This is a genomic window from Aneurinibacillus uraniidurans (genome assembly GCF_028471905.1).
In the GTDB taxonomy this organism is placed as follows: domain Bacteria; phylum Bacillota; class Bacilli; order Aneurinibacillales; family Aneurinibacillaceae; genus Aneurinibacillus; species Aneurinibacillus uraniidurans.
This window is the reverse complement of the sequence record NZ_CP116902.1, coordinates 810832-831562: the sequence shown is the minus strand read 5'-3', so window position 1 is coordinate 831562 and position 20731 is coordinate 810832. Positions and strand designations below refer to the sequence as shown.

Genomic DNA, 20731 nt, shown 5'->3' with positions numbered 1-20731 from the left:
AGCAAAAAGCCAGATAAGCACTTACATGCTATCTGGCTTTTTTCGTATCGTTTATGACTTACTCTCAACAATGAATGTCACCGGTCCATCATTAACGAGCGCGACATCCATCATCGCGCCAAAAACTCCCGTTTCAACGCGCAGGCCGCGCTCCCGAAGTTTCTCGTTGAAGAAATCGTACAGCGGCTGTGCGTGTTCCGGGCGAGCCGCTTCACTGAACCCTGGACGGCGGCCTTTGCGCGTATCCCCATACAAGGTAAACTGAGAGACTGAAAGAATCGCGCCACCTGATTCCTCTACCGAATGATTCATTTTGCCATCTTCATCTTCAAAAATACGAAGCTTGGCAATTTTGTCTGCGACATATTCCACATCATCTTTCGTATCCGTATGCGTAATGCCAACAAGCAGGACGAGACCCGATTCGATACTGCCCACAACCTTGCCCGCTACGGTTACAGACGCCTGTTTAGAACGTTGAAGTACTACTCGCATGCTGCTCTCCTTGTTGTCCTGTTACGTATTTAGTACGCGACGTACTGAATAGACATCGCGAATTTTTTTGATACGTTCGACTACTTTATGCAAATGGTCAAGATTTTGAATCGCAATCGTCATGTTGATTTTTGCGACTCTGTTTTTATCGGTTTTACCGGACATCGCGGTGATATTCGTCTTCATATCCGCGACAGTGGCAAGCACTTCGTTCAGTAGACCGCTTCGGTCATGGCCGGTAACCTCGATGTCAACATTAAATTCATGCTTCGTATCCGCATCCCACTCAACCTGAATGAGGCGTGCCTGGTCTTCTTCACTACAGGATTGTAAGTTTGGACAATCACCACGGTGTACAGACACCCCGCGACCACGAGTAATGAAGCCGATGATATCATCACCCGGCACCGGATTACAGCAGCGGGAGAAGCGAATCAGCAGATTATCAATCCCGCGCACGCTCACCCCGTTTTCTGGACGCTTGCGTGGTGCATCAGGACGAATCTCAGCGGTATTCGATAGCTCTTCCCGCTCTTTGCGCAGCTTGTCCGTCAGGCGAGTCGCGATCTGTGCGCCGGTAATGCCGCCGTACCCGACCGCCGCAAACATATCTTCCTCTCCCTGAAAATTGAACTTATGCGCCACTTCAAGCAAGTTATCCCCGATCATCACTTCTTTTGGCTCAAAGTTGTTCCGCTTAAGTTCTGCCTCAACCATTTCGCGGCCTTTTGCTACGTTCTCTTCGCGCTTCTCTTTCTTAAACCATTGCTTGATTTTATTACGTGCTTGCGAAGATTTCGTAATTTTAAGCCAGTCTCGACTCGGTCCATAGCTGTGCTTTGATGTCAAAATTTCAACAATATCACCCGTTTTAAGCTGATGATCAAGCGGTACTATTTTGCCGTTCACTTTCGAGCCAATCGTCCGATTCCCGACTTCGGAGTGAATACGGTACGCAAAGTCAAGCGGTACTGAGCCTTTTGGCAGCTCAATAACATCGCCCTTCGGTGTAAATACGAAAACAAGATCAGCAAATAGGTCCATTTTAAGTGATTCCATGAACTCCTGCGCATCGCGTGTATCTTGCTGCCACTCTAAAATTTCACGGAACCAGGACAATTTCGTCTCAAACGTCGCTTCCCCTGCGATGTTCTGGCCTTCTTTATACGCCCAGTGCGCCGCAATCCCGTACTCGGCAATGCGGTGCATCTCGGTGGTGCGAATTTGTACTTCCAGTGGCTCTCCGCTCGGTCCGATCACAGTTGTATGGAGCGACTGATACATGTTCGCTTTTGGCATGGCAATGTAATCTTTGAAGCGGCCCGGCATCGGCTTCCATAATGTGTGCACGATTCCGAGTGCCGCATAACAATCTCTGATGTCATCAACAATAATGCGCACAGCGAGCAAATCATAAATCTCATTGAATTCCTTGTTCTGCTTCACCATTTTGCGATAAATGCTATAAATATGTTTAGGCCGTCCAGAAATCTCTGATGTAATCGATAGTTCGTTCAATCGCTCTTGCAGCAGATCAATTACACCATGAATATATTTCTCACGCTCTGCACGCTTCTTCTTCATTAAGTTTACAATGCGATAATATTGCTGTGGATTAATGTAGCGGAGGCCGGTATCTTCCATTTCCCACTTGATGGATGCGATTCCAAGACGGTGCGCAAGTGGGGCAAAAATATCCAGCGTCTCATCGGATATTTGACGCTGTTTTGGTTCTGGTAAGTATTTAAGTGTCCGCATGTTATGCAGGCGATCGGCTAGCTTGATCATGACGACACGTAGGTCTTTCGCCATGGCCAAAAACATTTTGCGGTGATTTTCGGCCTGTTGCTGCTCTTTGGATTTTAGTTTGATCCGACCAAGCTTTGTAACGCCTTCTACAAGATTAGCTACCTCTTGACCGAAGTTTCCGGCAATTTGTTCGCTTGTAACGTCTGTGTCTTCTACCACATCATGCAGGAAGGCCGCCGCTACGGTAACAGCGTCCATCTGTAAATCAATCAGAATACCAGCAACGGCAATCGGATGGATAATATACGGCTGCCCGGACTTTCGAATTTGTCCCTCATGAGCTTCTCTGGCGAATTCATAGGCACGGATGAGAAAGTCAATGTCTTTTTGCGGCAGATACGTTTTCGCTTTGTCTGTAACCTGGTCGATCGCAGTTTCAATCGCCGTTTCGATGCTCATGAATCTTGTCTCCTTTAACACTCCCCTAGAATATTACCTTTTATTATGTTAGAACGGGAAACGGAGGTCAAGAGCAGGTGTTTCTTTTTCTGGTTTGATGTTACAGAAAGTGTAGTGGAAGCGTGGAAGGGAGGATCCTTCACTTTGGTACGCTCTACCGCGAATGAAGTAGGGCTGTCCGCTCCAGAAGAGCGGTCGCGTACAAGCGTTCATTGCTCCTCCCTTCCACGCTTCTACTAACTTTTTGTGTCATTCAAAAGATTAAAAACGGCTCGCTTTGATCTAATTGATTTTAAAAAGAGCTTCTTTTGCGTGCGCAAAAGAAGCTCTTTTTACTATAATATCCACTACTACAAGGAACAATCGTAACTTTATCTTATGTGCTCCTTAGTATTGCACCAGCGTAAACACATCATAGTCACTATTAATTTTGTCACGACCATCGAGATACGTCAGCTCGATCAAAAACGCAAGGCCAACGATTTCCCCACCAAGCTGCTTCACGAGATCAATCGTCGTCTGGATCGTGCCACCTGTGGCAAGCAGATCGTCTGCGATTAGGACGCGCTGACCGGGTTTGATTGCATCTTTGTGCATCGCAAGCGCATCTTTTCCGTATTCGAGTGTATATTCCGCTTGAATTGTTTCATACGGCAGCTTGCCTTTTTTACGAACAGGAGCGAAGCCTGCGCCGAGTTCAATTGCAAGCGGGCAGCCGATAACGAAGCCGCGTGCTTCTGGACCGACCACAATGTCGACCTGTTTGTCTGCAGCGAATTTGGCCATTTCCTGAATGGCTGCCTTGTATGCCGGGCCGTCCTGCAAAAGCGTCGTAATGTCTTTGAAGCGGATGCCCTCTTGCGGGTAATCAAGAATCACGCGAATTTTCTCTTTAAAGTCCATAGGTAGCTATCTCCTTCTTCTGTGTGCGATCTCCCATATGCAAGCGTAGAAATACGCACAGTGATTGATATGAGGAATAAAGTAATTCAGTCTCTATTTCGAGTGCAGCCTGCTGCTGTCTGTAAAGCTCAGACACAATCAGCTCTTTTTTGGCCGGATTTGCCACGAATCGGTATTCTCGTCCGGTATCCTCCAGAAATGAAAGCTCTGTAAAGACAGACAAGATGAATTGTGCTGCTGATGGCGTCAGTTTTTTCGCCTGTGCAAGATTCTTTACATCTGCATACGCCACTGTTTTATGCTGATATACCGTCTTATATACATCCTTAAACTGCTCGTTTGTAGGAATGGACGGCAAAGATGTCGGCTCTTCTCCGAACAGACAGTACAAGCGATCTACGTCTGGATAGCTGGCAAGTACTGCCGCCAGTTCTTCTCTGGAAACTGGCAGATCGTATAACACAACTTGTGTATGCCCATCTCCGTCTGCCATAAGGTTCGGAAACGCTGAGAGAATACGAGTTAAAGCCTGCTGATTGCGCTCTCGAAATGCGACCACACGCACCATCTGTCCCGTTTCCCCAAGCAAGCGCAGCTTCTCTTCCTTATTACGTGCACCGCGCCAGTCAAAAATCTGCATGCCCGGTACACTAATGTCTTTTAAGATAAACTGCGGGCGGCGTGTATGATTCCATTCATTAACAGATAATTCGCCAACTACATTCACTTCTCCTTGTGTCGGTAATTCCGGCACAATATCAGCCATTTTAAATCCGATACCATCGAGCTTCACACCATCCTGACGGAACTGGCATTTAATATGATTCTCATCTTTGCCAATAATACGTAAATCGGAAATTTCAACGCCTTCCATCACGATACGTGGACTTGGGTTCCCAATGCCAAATGGCGCCATTCGCTCAATCTGCTCAATCGTCTCAAGATTCGCTTCTGCGAGCGTACAGACTGCATCCACTGCTGTAATCGGAATATAGTCTTCGTCTGTTAGCCATTCCTTGGCCAAGGCATTCAAGCGACTGCGCAGTACGTCCACGTTCTCTTCTGCAAGTGTCATACCCGCTGCCATCGGATGCCCGCCATAATGCGGCAGGATGTCCGCGCACTCCGTCAGTGCCTCATACATATTAAATCCAGCAATACTGCGGGCCGATCCTTTGGCCTTGTTGTGCTCCCGGTTGATACTTAATACGATAGTCGGGCGATAAAAGCGCTCCACAAGACGAGAGGCGACAATCCCAATAACCCCTTCATTCCAGCCTTCTTTCGCTACAACAATGACATTCGTCTGCTCATCCGGCATAGCTAACACAAGCTGCTCTGCTTCAGCCGTAATCGTTTCTACCAGTTCCTGCCGTTCTTTGTTCAGTTCATCAAGCTCCTGTGCATACAGTTCTGCCTCTTCCAGCTTGTTCGTAATAAACATTTTCACAGCGCGGTCTGCTGTCTCCAGGCGGCCTGTCGCATTAATACGCGGTCCCATCCCAAAGCCGATATGATACGCCGATACCTTGCCTTCGATGCTGCATACTTTTTTAAGTGCCTGCACACCCGGATTTACCGAACGATCAAGCGCCTGCAAACCAAGTCTAGCAATCAATCGGTTCTCATCTACAAGTGGTACTAGATCCGCAATTGTGCCAATTGCTGCGATTTCCAGCAGATGATGTGGAATCTCGCCAAGCAGCGCATGCGCAAATTTAAACGCAACCCCGGCACCCGCCAGCATATCGAATGGATACGGGCAACCTGGTTTCTTCGGATTAATAACAGCGTATGCGTCTGGAATGATTGCCGGCGGTTCGTGGTGATCGGTAATAATGAGATCAATGCCCAATTCTTTTGCAGTTTCTGCTTCTTTTACAGCGCTAATCCCGGTATCAACCGTGACCACTACACCGAATCCGTTCTCCGCCGCCTTCACCAGCGCCTCTTCATTCAAGCCGTACCCTTCTGTGAAACGGTTCGGTATGTAATATTGAAACACAGCACCTGCCATTCGGAGTGTGTGTATCATAATGCTTGTACTTGTCACACCATCGGCATCATAATCACCATAAATTAAAATCGGCTCCCCACTATCAATTGCTTCGCGCACACGGGTAATTGCCTTCTCCATATCATCAAGCAGAAACGGATCGTATAAATCTCCTTCATTTCCACCGAGAAATCGTTCTGCCTTCTCTGACGTATCAATCCCGCGCCCCACAAGCAAATGCGCCAGCAGTGGGGAGATGCGCAGCGTTTGCGCAAGCGTTTGTACAGCCACTTCGTCCGTTGCTTTCATCTTCCAGCGGGTTTTCGATTTAAGCACGTTTCTCCCACCCTTCCTAAACACTTGTTCATTATACAGGACACAAGAAAACAGGGGCAACTGCTTTTGGATTTGTCTGGCTCAAAAGTGTAGTGGAGGAGCGGAGGAGGCAGGCGCTTTGTCACTTGATTACACTTACAAGGAAGTAGAGACTGTCCGCTCCAGGTGACATGCGAACTCGCCTGCAAAAGAAAAACCATGATGTTGATTCACTGAAGAATTGCAGGCAAAATCCCGTTCGCCTGTCCCCTTCCGCTAGGTAATCGCGCAAAAGCGTTCCACAGCGCCTGCCTCCTCCGCCCCTACCCAAACTTTGGCAGACAACCGCCAAACATGATAGAGATCAGCTTCGCTATGTAGTAAAAAAAACAGCTCATTTTTTTCGCTAAAACCACCGAATACCGTATGTGAATCATCCCTTACGTTGAGCGGACAGTTACCACTTCCCTGCACGCGTAACCAAGCGAACGGCTCATCCCTTCTCCCCCCTCCCGCCACCACACTTCGGATTCCACAAAAAAGCTGCCCCACTACTCATGGGACAGCTTTTCTATACGGCTATTCTACTACGCAGCCTTTTTTTGCTTTTTAAAATCACGTTCACGCCATGACACCCAGATCTGACTGGCAATGAAGATGGAAGAGTATGCCCCGAAGATCAGGCCGATGATAAGCGCCAGCATAAAGTTGCGGATGCTCTCTCCACCGAAAATATACAGGGCCAGTGCGCAGATAACAACTGTCAAGACCGTATTAATCGAACGCGCCAAGGTTTGTCCAATACTATAATTGACCAGGTCCTCAATGTCCTGAATTGATTTCAGCTTCGCATGTTTCAAGTTATCGCGAATCCGGTCAAAAATGATGATGTTATCGTGAATCGAATATCCGACGATAGTCAAGATCGCCGCAATGAACGGCAGGTCGACTTCAATTCGGAATAAGCTAAAAACCGTAAGTACAAGAAACACGTTATGCAAGAGCGCCAAAATGGACGAGAACGCAAAACGGAACTCGAAGCGAATCGTAATGTAGAGCACAATGAACACGGAGGCAATAAGAATCGAGTACACTGCCGAACGTGCCAGCTCACGACTGATGATCGGATTTACGGTACTCTCCTGCAAAGAGATGTTTTTGCCGTACTTATCCTGCATCGCTTTGGTCAACTTCGCAACTTCATCCTTATGAATCGGCTCCGCAAATTGAATAACCGCCATATCTTTCTTATCCCCGGCTGTCGTTACACTACCAGGTTTAAGCCCGGTCTTCTCGACGATCTGCTGCACTTCGTTTTCCTGGAACGTTTTACCGATTTGTACCTGCACGCGCGTTCCACTCTTGAAGTCAACGCCAAGATTTAATCCCATCGTTAAAAGAGAGATGATCCCAGCTACGATCAAAACAAGTGATACAATAAAGTATTTCTTGCGATGCTTAACGAAGTCTAACTTGTATTCATCAAACTTTTGATTATAATTCACGAATGTCACGCTCCTTTACCCCATAATAACCGGGCTTATTGAACAAGTTGGAGCGCACCGCCAGATTGAGCAGCAGCCTTGAACCTGCTACTGCTGTTACCAGGCTGACCAGAATACTTAAAATCAAGGTAATCGCAAAACCACGGATGGAGCTTGAACCGAACCAGAACAGTACAAGCGCCCCGATAATACTCGTTACGTTCGCATCAAGAATCGTGCTAAGCGAACGTTTAGAACCGGCACGCATCGCAGACAAGTACGACTTGCCACTGCGCAGCTCTTCTTTAATCCGTTCATACATAATGATATTCGCATCGACTGCCATCCCGATCCCAAGGATAAAGGCTGCAATCCCCGGAAGCGTTAAGGTTGCATGCATCAAGTTCTGCATCAACATCAGGAGATAAATATAAGCGACCAGCGTAATGCAGGCAATTACGCCTGGCATCCGGTAATACACCATCATGAACACAAGCACGATCGCGGTTCCGATCAAGCCCGCTTCTACCCCACTCTGCAATGCTTCCTGACCAAGCTTCGCCCCGACACTTGTCGAGAATATTTCTTTCATCTGAACCGGAAGCGCTCCGGCATTCAGAATCGCCGCAAGATTTTTCGCTTCTTCAATTGATTTCTGACCATCAATCTGGGCCATACCATTCGGGATTACACTTTGAATCGTCGGTGCTGTAATAAGCTCCTGATCCAGATAGATCGCCATCGGTTTGCCAATATACTTCTGTGTTACGTCCGCAAATTTCTTCGGATCTTTAAACTTCAGCGACACAATCGGACGCTGGTATTGATCAAACGCTCCTTGTGCTCCGTTCTCCGCCAGGTCGCCACCGTCCATCAGAATATTGCCCTGCGCGTCACGGAACGTCAATTTCGCTGGCTTACCAATCAAATCCCGCGCCTTCTGCTGATCGGTTACCCCAGCTAAGCGTACGCGAATCCGGTTTTCTCCTTCCGCCTGAATCTCAGGCTCAGATACACCGAGAACGTTCACACGGCTCTCAAGTGCATGCACCGCATCCTGAAGCGTCTGCTTCGTTGCTTTCTGTTTCGGATCCAGCGGTGCTACTTCATACAGGATTTCAAACCCTCCGCGTAAATCAAGGCCAAGGGTTGTATTCATTGCTACTTTTTTGCCCGTCATTGCCACTGTGCCGAAAATGACAGCAGTAATAAGGAGCAACGTAACAATGCGACTCCACTTAATCATCTCCCGTGTTTCCTCCTTTTTCAAACCAATACACTCTATTATAAGCGTCTATAAATTTTACTGTCAATTTTTCGAAAGAAGAGGAATTTTGAAAGACTTCCATAAAATTCACATTTCACCTTTGAACGCCTGCATCGTCATCCAGTTCATCAGACGTCCCGGCTTCAATGATAAGATATCATTCACAACCCGGTGCAATGGGGGAATCTCCTTATATTTCTCCGATACACACTTCCAGATCTCCTCAGGTGTGATGTTCTCATATCCAAGCAAGTGAAACTCTTGTATTTTCAACTCGCATATGTACATGATGTCTTGCTCGAACGATTTATTCTCCATCGCGTTGTCCCATCCTCTCGATCAAAGTCATGTTTCACAGGGGTACATGCATATGTTTAGGCAAAGATTCTTCCACTCTAAAGCGAGGCGTTTATATTATGAGCAAACAAACATTTATGAAAGGAACTCTTATTCTTGTCCTGGCCGGTCTCATCGTCAAAGTTCTCGGCTTCGTAAACCGGATTATGCTTGCACGCATTATTGGGGCGGAAGGACTCGGGTTGTATCAGATGGCCGTTCCAACGTTCATCCTCATTATCTCACTCGCTACATTCGGTCTCAACATCTCCGTGTCCAAACTGATCGCGGAAGCTGATGTAGCAGGGGATCAAAAACGAGTACGTGTCATTTTACAGCTCTCGCTTGCCATTGTATCTATCCTAAGTTTTGTGTTTACGACGATTATGATTGTAGGCGCATCTGTAATTTCCCGATATTTTCTAACGGACGAGCGTGCTTTCTATCCACTGCTCGCCATCTCGCCGATCGTACCGCTTGTGGCGATCTCATCTGTGCTGCGCGGCTATTTCCAGGGACGACAAAATATGACTCCTACCGCCGCCTCGCAAGTAGTCGAGCAGATCGTCCGCATGTTTACCGTTATCATCCTTGCCAACTGGCTCATGCCCCGAGGAGTTGAATATGCGGCAGCAGGGGCCATGCTCGGCGTCGTATGCGGCGAAGCTGTTGGCATGCTCAGTCTATTGTTCCAGTTCCGCCGTCAGCGCTTTCCGAAGCCTGCGGGTAGTTTTGGACGTTTCCGAGACTTACTCACCAATCACCGCGATACACTGCGCAGTCTGTTTGCCATCTCACTTCCGGTCACAGGCAGTCGACTCGTCGGCTCGCTTACCTTTTTCATTGAACCGATTATCGTCTCGCAAAGTCTGGTCTTAGCAGGCCTGTCCGCTTCTGCTGCTACGAGCTTCTACGGTCAGTTAGCCGGGATGGCGATCCCACTTCTGATTTTCCCGACTTTTATTACGTATTCGCTTTCCGTTTCACTCGTTCCTGCCGTGGCAGAAGCAGCGGCCCAGAAAAACATGCGGCTCATTCATCGCCGCCTTTACCAATCCATCCGGCTATCTCTTGTAATCGGTGCGCCATTTGCCGCTCTTCTGTATGTATTCGCTGCTCCGCTTGCCGAACTTCTCTATCATGATAAACAGGTTGGTCATTTTCTGAAATTGATGGCGCCATACTCCCTGTTTTTATATTTTCAGGCACCGTTACAGGCGGCACTTCAAGGGCTGGATCATGCGAGAGAGGCAATGCGAAACACAATCATTGGAGCCGTTCTGAAAACAGCGGCCATTTTTGCGCTGGCATCCCGGCCCGAACTCGGCGTAGATGGAGTTGTGCTGTCTGTCAACATTAGCATTTTGTCCGTCACCCTGCTTCACTTCTACAGCATCAGTCGCCTAACTGGCTTTACGATCAATCTCACTGATACGGCCAAAGTAATCGGGAGCGGCATCGTCATCGGCTATGCCGCCTCATACACGGTGTCATACAGCGTCTCTCATGCCATCCCACTCGTCAAAGCGATCAGTGTAGCAATTGCAGCCTCATTCGTGCTATACACCCTGCTGCTAATCGGGCTTGGAATCATTGGCAAACAGGATGTACAACGCATTCCTTGGATCGGACGCACCCTTGCGTATTTCCTGCCCCGCCGCTAGATTGGTGCATATCTAATACAACCCGCACATAATCCGGCAGCTTGGCTCATATAGTGATGACAGAAAGCGAGGTGTTGTACGATGTGGAAAATGGAACCGGTAAAACTGCCGATGCTTGCCGGGTTCGTCTATGCACTTGCAATCGTATTGATCGGGGCACTTGTGACGTCAAGTCTGCTAGCCTTTTCAGGCACAAAAGAGTCCTCCTTACCGCTATACGTTTATATGGTAAATGGACTTGCTCTGTTTGTCGGCGGATTTGTCTCCGGGAAACGCAGCGGTGAGAAAGGCTGGTATTATGGTGGACTGACTGGACTGCTGTATTTTTTATTTATGCTGCTTGTGAGTTTCCTCGGATTCGATGCCAAAATGGGGATGACGCAAGTGTATCAGCTGCTCATGGCACTTGCCTGCTCAGCAATGGGTGGGATCATCGGAGTAAATATGTCCGGAAAAAAATAATGCTTTTTCTTTTCTTTTTTCGTACAATAGGTACAGAAAACACGGATCAGGCTGGAATAACATTCAGCGATCGGTGTTTTCTACGTTTTTAGGGGCAATATATAGATAAAAATTGGTAGGAGAAAAACATGGTGACAAAATTAAAGCGTTTTTTGATCGGCCGACCGATGAAATCTCATGAGTTAGCCGAAGAGAAGTTAAGCAAGCTAAAAGCGCTTGCTGTTCTATCTTCTGATGCTCTGTCTTCTGTCGCATACGGAACGGAGCAAATTTTACTTGTTCTTATTACATTGGGAACGGCAGCACTCTGGTATTCCATCCCAATCTCAATTGCAGTTCTTGGACTGCTGACTATCCTAGTTCTATCTTATAGACAGACGATTTATGCTTATCCATCCGGTGGCGGCGCTTATATTGTTGCTAAGGATAACCTCGGTGTCTCAACTGGACTGGTGGCTGGTGGGTCACTTTTGGTGGACTACATCCTAACCGTAGCCGTAAGTTCTTCGGCTGGAACCGATGCGATTACGTCTGCCATTCCTGTACTTCATGACCATAGGGTTGCAATTGCCATCCTGATGATCCTAACACTCACACTTCTGAACCTGCGAGGCATAACCGAATCTGCTTCTATTCTTATGATACCGGTGTACTTATTTGTCGTCGCTGTTTTCCTTTTAATCATCGGTGGTGGATACCAGTGGGCGACGGGACATGTTCACCAAGTAACACCTTCCCCGTACGGCGCAGCTGTACCTGGAATCACACTATTCATTCTTCTAAAAGCATTCAGTTCCGGTTGTTCGGCACTTACAGGTGTTGAAGCCGTGTCAAATGCGATCCCGAATTTTAAAGCACCCGCTGAACGAAACGCAGCCAAAACCCTCATGATGATGGGGCTCATTCTTGGAACCATGTTTATCGGGATCAGTCTGCTAGCCTATGCGTACGGTATTGCACCGAAGGCTGAGGAAACTGTAGTATCACAAATTGCATCTGCTACTTTTGGCCGTGGCACTGTTTATTATTTTATTCAAACGGTAACAGCGGCAATTTTATTTCTCGCGGCTAACACCGCCTTTGCTGCGTTTCCACTGCTTGCTTTTATGCTGGCGAAAGATCGATTTATGCCGAACATGTTTATGGTACGCGGTGACCGACTTGGATTTTCGAATGGAATCATTGTACTAGCTATCCTATCGGCAATTTTAATCATCATCTCTGGTGGCGATACCGAAAATCTAATCCCATTATATGCGATTGGTGTATTCGTTCCGTTTACACTGTCGCAGGCCGGCATGATGAAACGTTGGATTACAAAGAAACCAGCAGGCTGGATCGTTCCGTTCACGATTAACACGATCGGGATGCTGACGACTTTGACCATTAGTTTGATCTTTCTCATAACTAAATTCTCACAAGTATGGCTGATCTTCATCTTCCTTCCGACGGTTATTATGATTTTTAAGAAGATCAATCAGCATTATCGTGATCTGGCTGATGAATTACGGATTGACATTACAACAGAAAAACCTGTCGCAAAAGGAAGTGTGATTGTCATTCCAGTTGCAAGTATCACACAAGTGGTACGGAATTCGATTAGTTATGCTCAATCGCTGACGGACGATGTGGTCGCTGTATATGTAGGTTTCGATGATGAATCCATCAAGAAAATGCAGCGAAAGTGGGACGAATGGAACCCGGGTGTCCGGTTAATCGTATTACGCTCTCACTATCGTAGTATTGTACGGCCGTTGATGAAGTTCATTGACACTGTGGAATGGAAAACAGCAGCCACAGATCATGTTACTGTACTCGTTCCGCAGTTCATTACAAAGAGACGCTGGCACAATTTACTTCACAATCAGACTAGTCTTCTATTGCGAGCTTATTTATTTGCTCGGCAGGATGTTAAGATCGCTACTGTGCCGTATCGTTTGAAGAAATAAAAAGAGGACAGCCTCTACAACATAAAAACGGTGGCCCGCTATGGGACCACCGTTTTGTTTTACTTACTCTCTTCTTCTTTCTTCTCAAGAGACGGTGCCGTTGCCTTCTCACCGACTACATTTTGTACTGCTGCTTTATCAAACGTCAGCTTGTTGCCGCCCGCGTTCAGTACAACTGTACCTGCTTCTTCGTTGATCAGATCAATCGTGCCATGCAGGCCACCGATTGTTACGACTTTATCTCCCTTTTTCAACTGACCCAGCATAAGATTGCGCTGCTTTTGGCGCTTCTGATTCGGACGAATCAGAAGGAAGTAAAAGATCGCAAACATAATTACCCATAGTATAATTGATTGTGTTGCTCCCTGTCCCATTACAATAAAATCCTCCTTTTTGACTTAGATAGTGTATTTTTGTCCCAACGCATAACGTTGGATTAAAACCCTCGTGTTTCTGTAATGCCATAGCGAGCAAAAAACTCATCACGGAAATCTCCCAGACGGTCTTCCATGATCGCCTCGCGCACCTGCTCCATCATTTTTAACAAGAAATGCAGGTTATGTGTCGTTGTCAGACGTACACCAAGAATCTCATCACAACGGATAAGGTGACGAATATAGGCACGTGTATAATTACGGCACGTATAGCAATCACAGTTCGGATCAAGCGGTGTAAAGTCATTCGCATATTTCGCATTGCGAATAACCAGACGTCCCTGACTTGTCATGCATGTGCCGTTACGGGCGATCCGTGTTGGCAGCACACAGTCGAACATATCAATGCCGCGAATCGCACCTTCAATAAGCGCATCTGGAGACCCTACTCCCATCAAATAACGCGGCTTGTTATCCGGCAGAAGCGGCACCGTATAATCAAGCACTTCATACATCAAGTGATGCGGCTCACCTACACTTAACCCTCCGATCGCATAACCTGGGAAATCCAGCGATGTAATGTCACGTGCACTCTGCTCACGCAGGTCGCGATACATACCGCCCTGTACGATGCCGAACAGCGCCTGATCATGCGGACGTTTATGCGCTTTCAGGCAGCGCTCTGCCCAGCGGGTTGTCCGCTCCATTGAAGGGCGTACGTAATCTTTCTCTGCCGGATACGGAGCGCACTCATCGAACGCCATCATAATATCGGCACCGAGCGCATTTTGAATTTCCATCGCCTTCTCCGGGCTGATGAATAACTTCTCACCGCTTAAATGCGAGCGGAATGCTACTCCTTCTTCATCAATCTGACGCAGATTGCTCAAGCTGAATACCTGGAATCCACCGCTGTCTGTCAGAATCGCACGGTCCCAGTTCATAAACTTGTGCAAGCCGCCTGCTTCCGCAACCAGTTCATGGCCCGGACGCAGGAACAGATGATACGTGTTACTCAAAATGATCTGTGCGTTCATCTCTTTTAATTCTTCTGGCGTCATCGTCTTGACGGTTGCCAGTGTGCCAACCGGCATGAAAATTGGCGTATCAATCGTGCCGTGCGGCGTATGAAGCTTGCCGAGACGGGCACCGGTCTGTTTACATGTCTTAATTAATTCATAGCGAACTGCCAAGGTGTTTCCTCCTGTTTCCTACAAAATAAGCATCGCATCGCCAAAGCTGAAAAACCGATATTTCTCTTCTACCGCTTCCTTATAAGCATGCAGAACATGTTCACGTCCTGCAAGTGCACTAATTAGCATCACAAGCGTCGATTTCGGCAGGTGAAAATTCGTCACCATCCCGTCAATGACCGAGAATTCATAACCCGGATAAATGAAAATCTCCGTCCAGCCTTCTTCGGCTCGAAGCTCCCCATTATATTTCTTTCCGATTGTCTCCAGCGTACGACAGGATGTTGTCCCTACAGCTATAATACGGTTGCCGCGCGCTTTCGTTTCATTAATAATGCGAGCATTCTCTTCATTCAAGCTGTAAAACTCACTGTGCATCTCATGCTCTTCAATCGTATCCGCCGATACTGGACGGAATGTCCCAAGCCCGACATGAAGCGTCACGAATGCGAGATTTACACCAAGCGCTTTGAGTTCCTCTAAATATTCTTCTGTAAAATGCAGGCCCGCTGTCGGTGCTGCCGCCGAACCACTGTGCTTCGCATACACAGTCTGGTAGCGCTCACGGTCGGATAACTGTGCCTTAATGTATGGTGGAAGTGGCATTTCACCAAGTTGATCAAGCAGTTCGTTAAAGATGCCTTCGTATTCAAATTTCATAATCCGGCCACCAATTTCGGTGCTGCCCAAGCATTCTGCCACAAGCAGTCCGTCTCCGAACTGAATACGTGCACCTTCTCGCACACGCTTGCCTGGACGCACAAGCGTTTCCCACTTGTCGTCACCGAGCGGTTTCAGGAGAAGCACCTCAATATGTGCACCTGTTCCTTCTTTCACACCAAAAAGCCGGGCAGGAATAACGCGTGTATCATTCAATACAAGTGTATCGCCGGCTTTCACATATTCCTTTAGGTCGGTAAACTGCCGATGTACTACCGCACCGCTTTCCTTATCGAGCACAAGCAGGCGTGAGCCTGTCCGATCTGTAAGCGGATTCTGGGCAATCAGTTCTTCCGGCAGATAAAAGTCAAAATCTTGAACGTTCACGTTCGATCCCTCAATTTCTTTGTAGCCTCAGTAGATGTAACGATTTTAATCATACCGATTTTTGCCGCCTTATGCAAGAAAAGGCGCGGATTATTCCGCGCCATACCCACCTACTGCACGAGCTGGGCCATAGTAGAAGTCTAGGATATCCTCATATGTCTTGCCTTCCTTGGCCATCTGTTTGGCCCCCCACTGACTCATCCCAACACCATGTCCCCAACCGCTGCCTGTAAATGTCACAGACATAAGCGGTTTACCTGGTTGTGAAACTGAAGGAGAAGTTGTTGTTGGAGCTACCACTCCTGAAGCGCTCTGCACATAGATCGGTTCTGTTGCCTGTTTGGTTACAGTGCCGTTCGTCATCATAACTGCATTCGGGTTCGCCACACTGCCGCTTCCATCAATCGCCATCAATGACTGAGCTACCGACGTTCCGCCTGCTGTGTCTCCTCCATTCGCCTGTACGCTGTAACGCATGCTTTTCAGTCCAAGCACAGTACGAGTCGCATCTTTTTTCAGATGAACGACTCCCTTGTCTCCCTGAATAGCCAGATCAACCACTCGTCCGGACTCATCCGTCTGAGCTGTCACACCTGTAATCGTACCCGTCGCCGGCTTCATATTTTTAATCTTACTCTGAATGTCGGCTGCTTTCAGTGTGACCTGCCAGCTTTTATACGGTGAGATTACGCTATCATACGGGTCCGGTTTGGCTGTTAAGTATGGAATTGGCGATCCATTCCATACATTTTCCGGTCCCTCTGTATATCCGCCGTTACTTGCACTGTACAGGGCATCGATTAGTTTACCATCGTACGTGAGTACCTGTCCGGCTGTTTCCGCGACAGCCGCATTCGAATTCGCCCCTTCAATGTTAACCCCTTCATATGCCTGATACTTCACTGTGTCGTTAATGAGCGGATTCGCTTTCATCTGACGCATCGCATATGTACGTGCCGCAACCGCTTGCGCTTTGAGCGCTTCTCTTTCCCATGAACTGCTCATCTCACGTGGTACGACACCTCGTAAGTAATCTTCCATGTCAATATTGTTGATCGAAGCGATCGTCTGGAGTACGCCTTTTGTACTCAGACGGAATTCCATCGCGTCCCGATACCCGTATGTACTTTTCTTTCCTTTCAGTTGTACCACAGCTTGCTCAGTATCTGGCTGTACTGGTTCTACGACAATCGATGTGGAGCTTTCTGCGAGCAATTGTGGAAGCAAACCATCTTCATATAATCGCAGTTTTCCCGCTTCTATCTTTACGTAATAGTTTTGTCCAGGAGTTAATGTAACACCTGAATTACCTTGAACGCTATATGTATCGAGCACAGTAAACGAAACTTTGGTCACAACCTCGGAAGCAGCAAGTGAGAAAGGCGTTGTCACTTCCACTCTCACCTGAGGTTCATCAGCAAATGCAACATTCGTAGTCACCGGAAGCAACAGTCCCATGCTGAGAACTGCAGGTAATACTTTTCCCAGTTTCATAACTCTCCCACCCTTTCTCTTTTTTTCTTACGCTACCATTCTAGCAAAAAATGAGAGAGAAAGGGGGGAAACATCTAAAACTTCTATGAACGATTACAGTTCAAGCTGCGGATTTCGTGCCTGCATCCCTGCCAAATTACGGTTGAACTCTTCTAATTCCTGCGGCAAAAGTTGTACGGATGTACGAACTTCATCTGCCTTTTCCGCCAGTACTTCTGCGATACGCGCCTGTAGATCAGCACATGAAATCGTAACGCCAAGCAGTTCACTTAGAGACGCCAATGTACCCGGATTCACATCTGGATATGCATCGCCTTCTACCGCAGAAATAGAATAAAATCGCTTCACCAATTCCGCACGCTGGGCTCCACTTCCATTAGCCAAAAGAAACGCTTGCACCGCGACTGCACCACGCCGCCTGCGCTGTGCTAATCCACCAAACTTACGACCACCGATACTTACGTCAAAATCACCCGGGCAATATGAACCTACTACTTCTCCGGTATCCACTACCGCCCCATATGGTGCAAGTAACAGACGAATGAATTCAACCATTGCCCGATATCCAGCGTGAATATCGGAAAAGGCATCCGTAGTAGGCAAAATCAGCGACACATTGAGCACTTCCGTATCCAGCACAACCGCTGCCCCGCCAGAATTACGAACAATTGGCATATAGCCGCACTCCCGTAAGTAGGCAAGTCCATCCGCAAGCCTGGTAAGCTTCGTATCCACATTACCAAGCACAATATTCTGATGATGTACCCATGTCCGTACAACTGCCGGACTTATCCCCTGCTGGACAGATGTACAAAGGGTATCGTCCATAGCGAACGAATACAGGGCATGAAACGACGAGTGTGTTTTCGACTGATCTACAAGCCGCCAGATATGCTGGCCAAATAATCCTTCTGGTTGCATACAGTTCCTCCTCATTCGTGATTCGAAAGAAAAACGAGCGGCCGTGTAGAAGCCCTCGTTTTTCCTTCATTATCGAAACAAGCGAATCACATACATAATAAGCGACAGCACAACGCTGAGCACAATACAGGTGACAACGGGAAAATAAAACCGGACATTTTCTTTCTCCACGACAATGTCACCAGGCAGGCGCCCAAGATGCAGGAACCGTCCCCCGATTTGCCAGAGCAAACCAAAGACGATTAGAATGACGCCACCGATAATAAGCAATTTTGCCATTGGATTCACGTCCCTGGCACCTCCCGACCAAAATATTGATAGGCGTGCGGTGTGACGATGCGCCCGCGCGGCGTCCGCTGCAAAAAGCCAATCTGCATCAGATACGGCTCACACACATCCTCAATCGTCGTCGCTTCCTCACTGATCGTCGCCGATAGCGTATCAAGTCCGACTGGACCGCCCCGGAACAAGTCCATGATCGCAAACAACAGCTTATGATCAATGTCATCAAGCCCAAGTCGATCCACCTGAATACGTTCTAATGCTTCTTGTGCCACCGCATCAGTAATAATGCCATCTCCTTGCACCTGAGCAAAATCACGCACCCGCTTCAATAGTCGGTTCGCAATACGCGGCGTACCACGGGAACGACGCGCAATCTCCTCCGCTCCCTCACCGCGAATCTCTACGTCAAACAATTCCGCCGCACGCAAGATAATGTATGCTAATTCCTGTACCGTATAATATTCAAGCCGACTCACCACGCCGAATCGGTCACGAAGCGGAGCTGACAGCATCCCCGCCCTTGTCGTCGCCCCAACCAGCGTGAACGGCGGCAGGTCCAGGCGCACTGATTTTGCCCCCGGTCCCTTGCCGATGACAATATCAAGCGCATAATCTTCCATCGCCGGATACAGCACTTCTTCTACACTGCGCGGCAGGCGATGAATCTCATCGATGAACAATACGTCCCCCTCACCAAGCCCGGTAAGAATGGCTGCCAGATCACCCGGACGCTCAATCGCCGGTCCCGATGTCGTACGCAAGTTCACACCGAGTTCATTGGCGATAATCATCGATAATGTAGTCTTGCCAAGTCCCGGCGGCCCATATAAAAGCACATGGTCCAATGCTTCACTGCGCATTTTAGCGGCTTCGATAAAGATCTTCAAATTGTCTTTAATCTGCTTCTGGCCGATGTATTCCGCCAGATAGCGGGGACGAAGGCTGAATTCCATCGTATGTTCTCCGGCATCAAAAGAATTCGCCGAAACCATTCGTTCATCCATCATACTTCCCCCTTACTTCATAACAAATAACTGCAGCGCCCGCTTAATAATCTGATCCGTTGATCCAAGATCGGTCCCGTCTTTTTCCATCTTCTTCATGACCTTCTGAATCTCCGCCTGACTGTAGCCAAGCGCACCGAGCGCTTCCATTGCTTCTTCTTTCGGCTCTGTAAATGCGCTAAACAAATTTTCTTGTTCAGCCGTATCTGGCATTCCTTCTACGCGCGTAGCGACTGTAAGTACCGGCATTTTTTTCAGCTTGTCTTTCAGATCAAGAATAATGCGTTGTGCCGTCTTTTTCCCGATGCCCGGAAAGCGTGTCAGAAAATCAATATCCTCATGTGCAACCGCACCGATGATCTGCTCCGGTGTTCCTGCCGCTACCATCGCCAGTGCTCCCTTCGGCCCAATCCCCGATACATCGAGCAGCTTACGAAATAAATCCCGCTCACCCCGCGTCGCAAATCCATACAAATGCATCGCATCTTCCCGCACATAGTGATGAGTATACACACGAACCGCCTGCGCTTCCCCTTCGCGATAGCGGAATGGATTCCCTGTAAATATGCGATACCCCACTCCATTAGACGCGATAACAACCGCATCCGTCTCGACGTAGGCAACCTGTCCTTCAATAAAATCAATCATGAAACCTTATCCTCCCGTGTTCTCTTATCCTTCTATTGTACACTATCCGAAAAAACACGAACATATTTTCTTTCCCATAAAAATACGGCGCCTGGCTAATGAGCCATAGTCGCCGCATCTTTCTCATTTGTATCCGCAAATTCTTCATACGTAGATAAAATCGAGTGATATTCTGCTTTATCATGCACCCGAATACCCTGACGTAACAAAACAAGCTCTTCTTTTGGAAGAGTCGCTTCCAGCTTTTTCGTATCAATCTGGAAAAATGTCTGCATCACTTTTCCATCTTTCGGGCGACCTTCAAACAGCGTCAAATCGCCATGTTCACTTATTCCAAAGTATGCTCGTCCCTCACAGCCGGGCGCAAGTGCATCTACATCCTGCCTAAATGTATATTTATTTTGTTCATTCGAAACGAGTGTCCATTCTGAATAGCGCTCTGTAAGCTCTTTAGAAGACGATATAAATTCACGCCGAGTCTCTTCTTCCATTTTGCCACATAAATAGGTACGCTGTAACAAAACATCAACCGCCTGACGTGCTGCTTCGCGCCCCTTACTCGATTCAATCATCCGGTAGCCATACAGCAAGCCGCCGCCGAATATAAGTCCAAGCAAAACAGCAAACGCGACAATGGTCCACCAGCGACGGCGCGATGTATCTGGCGTTTTTTGATTCTGCATACG

At 47.8% G+C, this 20731-nt stretch carries 19 protein-coding genes; 3 read left to right on the top strand and 16 right to left on the bottom strand.

Annotation, left to right across the window (positions count from 1 at the left end):
- Positions 1–51 precede the first annotated feature (51 nt).
- From dtd to PO771_RS04115, 7 genes are all read right to left on the bottom strand, one after another.
- Positions 52–495, bottom strand: coding sequence for a D-aminoacyl-tRNA deacylase (dtd, locus tag PO771_RS04145; protein WP_272562021.1), 444 nt, complete (start codon positions 493–495; stop codon positions 52–54).
- A 21-nt stretch (positions 496–516) separates the two neighbouring features.
- The gene (locus PO771_RS04140) at positions 517–2703 is read right to left on the bottom strand and encodes a RelA/SpoT family protein (protein WP_272562020.1); all 2187 of its coding nucleotides are present in this window, start codon (positions 2701–2703) and stop codon (positions 517–519) included.
- A 387-nt stretch (positions 2704–3090) separates the two neighbouring features.
- Positions 3091–3606 (bottom strand): adenine phosphoribosyltransferase, encoded by a 516-nt coding sequence (locus PO771_RS04135; RefSeq protein WP_272562019.1) that lies wholly within the window; start codon positions 3604–3606, stop codon positions 3091–3093.
- Positions 3596–5938, bottom strand: coding sequence for a single-stranded-DNA-specific exonuclease RecJ (recJ, locus tag PO771_RS04130; protein ID WP_272562018.1), 2343 nt, complete (start codon positions 5936–5938; stop codon positions 3596–3598). The genes PO771_RS04135 and recJ overlap by 11 nt, the downstream gene beginning before the upstream one ends.
- A 566-nt stretch (positions 5939–6504) precedes the next feature.
- Entirely contained in the window at positions 6505–7422 is a 918-nt protein-coding gene (gene secF, locus PO771_RS04125; RefSeq protein WP_272562017.1) for a protein translocase subunit SecF, read from the bottom strand.
- Positions 7412–8647 carry a protein translocase subunit SecD gene (gene secD, locus PO771_RS04120; protein WP_272562016.1) on the bottom strand — a complete coding sequence of 412 codons (1236 nt, stop codon included), beginning with the start codon at positions 8645–8647 and terminating at the stop codon, positions 7412–7414. The genes secF and secD overlap by 11 nt, the downstream gene beginning before the upstream one ends.
- 108 nt (positions 8648–8755) lie before the next feature.
- Entirely contained in the window at positions 8756–8986 is a 231-nt protein-coding gene (locus tag PO771_RS04115) for a post-transcriptional regulator (RefSeq protein WP_272562015.1), read from the bottom strand.
- A gap of 98 nt (positions 8987–9084) precedes the next feature.
- On the opposite strand from PO771_RS04115, the gene spoVB reads away from it, so the two are divergent.
- The 3 genes from spoVB to PO771_RS04100 all read left to right on the top strand — a co-directional run bounded on the left by spoVB (position 9085) and on the right by PO771_RS04100 (position 13079).
- Positions 9085–10668 (top strand): stage V sporulation protein B, encoded by a 1584-nt coding sequence (gene spoVB, locus PO771_RS04110; RefSeq protein WP_272562014.1) that lies wholly within the window; start codon positions 9085–9087, stop codon positions 10666–10668.
- Between the two features lie 81 nt (positions 10669–10749).
- Entirely contained in the window at positions 10750–11130 is a 381-nt protein-coding gene (locus tag PO771_RS04105; protein WP_272562013.1) for a TIGR04086 family membrane protein, read from the top strand.
- A 128-nt stretch (positions 11131–11258) separates the two neighbouring features.
- The gene (locus PO771_RS04100; protein WP_272562012.1) at positions 11259–13079 is read left to right on the top strand and encodes an APC family permease; all 1821 of its coding nucleotides are present in this window, start codon (positions 11259–11261) and stop codon (positions 13077–13079) included.
- A gap of 59 nt (positions 13080–13138) precedes the next feature.
- On the opposite strand, the gene yajC is transcribed toward PO771_RS04100, so the two are convergent.
- From yajC to PO771_RS04055, 9 genes are all read right to left on the bottom strand, one after another.
- The gene (gene yajC, locus PO771_RS04095) at positions 13139–13453 is read right to left on the bottom strand and encodes a preprotein translocase subunit YajC (protein WP_272562011.1); all 315 of its coding nucleotides are present in this window, start codon (positions 13451–13453) and stop codon (positions 13139–13141) included.
- 62 nt (positions 13454–13515) lie between these two features.
- Positions 13516–14646, bottom strand: coding sequence for a tRNA guanosine(34) transglycosylase Tgt (gene tgt, locus PO771_RS04090; protein ID WP_096464046.1), 1131 nt, complete (start codon positions 14644–14646; stop codon positions 13516–13518).
- A gap of 18 nt (positions 14647–14664) precedes the next feature.
- Positions 14665–15693: a tRNA preQ1(34) S-adenosylmethionine ribosyltransferase-isomerase QueA gene (gene queA / locus PO771_RS04085; RefSeq protein ID WP_272562010.1), complete on the bottom strand. Its 1029-nt coding sequence runs from the start codon at positions 15691–15693 to the stop codon at positions 14665–14667.
- Positions 15694–15783: 90 nt separating this feature from the next.
- Positions 15784–17187: a SpoIID/LytB domain-containing protein gene (locus PO771_RS04080; protein WP_272562009.1), complete on the bottom strand. Its 1404-nt coding sequence runs from the start codon at positions 17185–17187 to the stop codon at positions 15784–15786.
- Positions 17188–17280: 93 nt separating this feature from the next.
- Complete coding sequence (locus PO771_RS04075) at positions 17281–18108, bottom strand: lipoate--protein ligase family protein (RefSeq protein WP_272562008.1); 828 nt, start codon at positions 18106–18108, stop codon at positions 17281–17283.
- Positions 18109–18177: 69 nt separating this feature from the next.
- Entirely contained in the window at positions 18178–18396 is a 219-nt protein-coding gene (locus PO771_RS04070; protein ID WP_272562007.1) for a DUF2905 domain-containing protein, read from the bottom strand.
- A complete protein-coding gene (gene ruvB / locus PO771_RS04065) occupies positions 18393–19397 on the bottom strand; it encodes a Holliday junction branch migration DNA helicase RuvB (protein WP_272562006.1) in 1005 nt (334 codons plus the stop codon). Before ruvB ends, PO771_RS04070 begins: the two co-directional genes overlap by 4 nt.
- A gap of 12 nt (positions 19398–19409) precedes the next feature.
- Positions 19410–20045 carry a Holliday junction branch migration protein RuvA gene (ruvA, locus tag PO771_RS04060; protein WP_272562005.1) on the bottom strand — a complete coding sequence of 212 codons (636 nt, stop codon included), beginning with the start codon at positions 20043–20045 and terminating at the stop codon, positions 19410–19412.
- Between the two features lie 95 nt (positions 20046–20140).
- The gene (locus PO771_RS04055) at positions 20141–20728 is read right to left on the bottom strand and encodes a BofC C-terminal domain-containing protein (protein WP_272562004.1); all 588 of its coding nucleotides are present in this window, start codon (positions 20726–20728) and stop codon (positions 20141–20143) included.
- Positions 20729–20731: the final 3 nt, after the last annotated feature.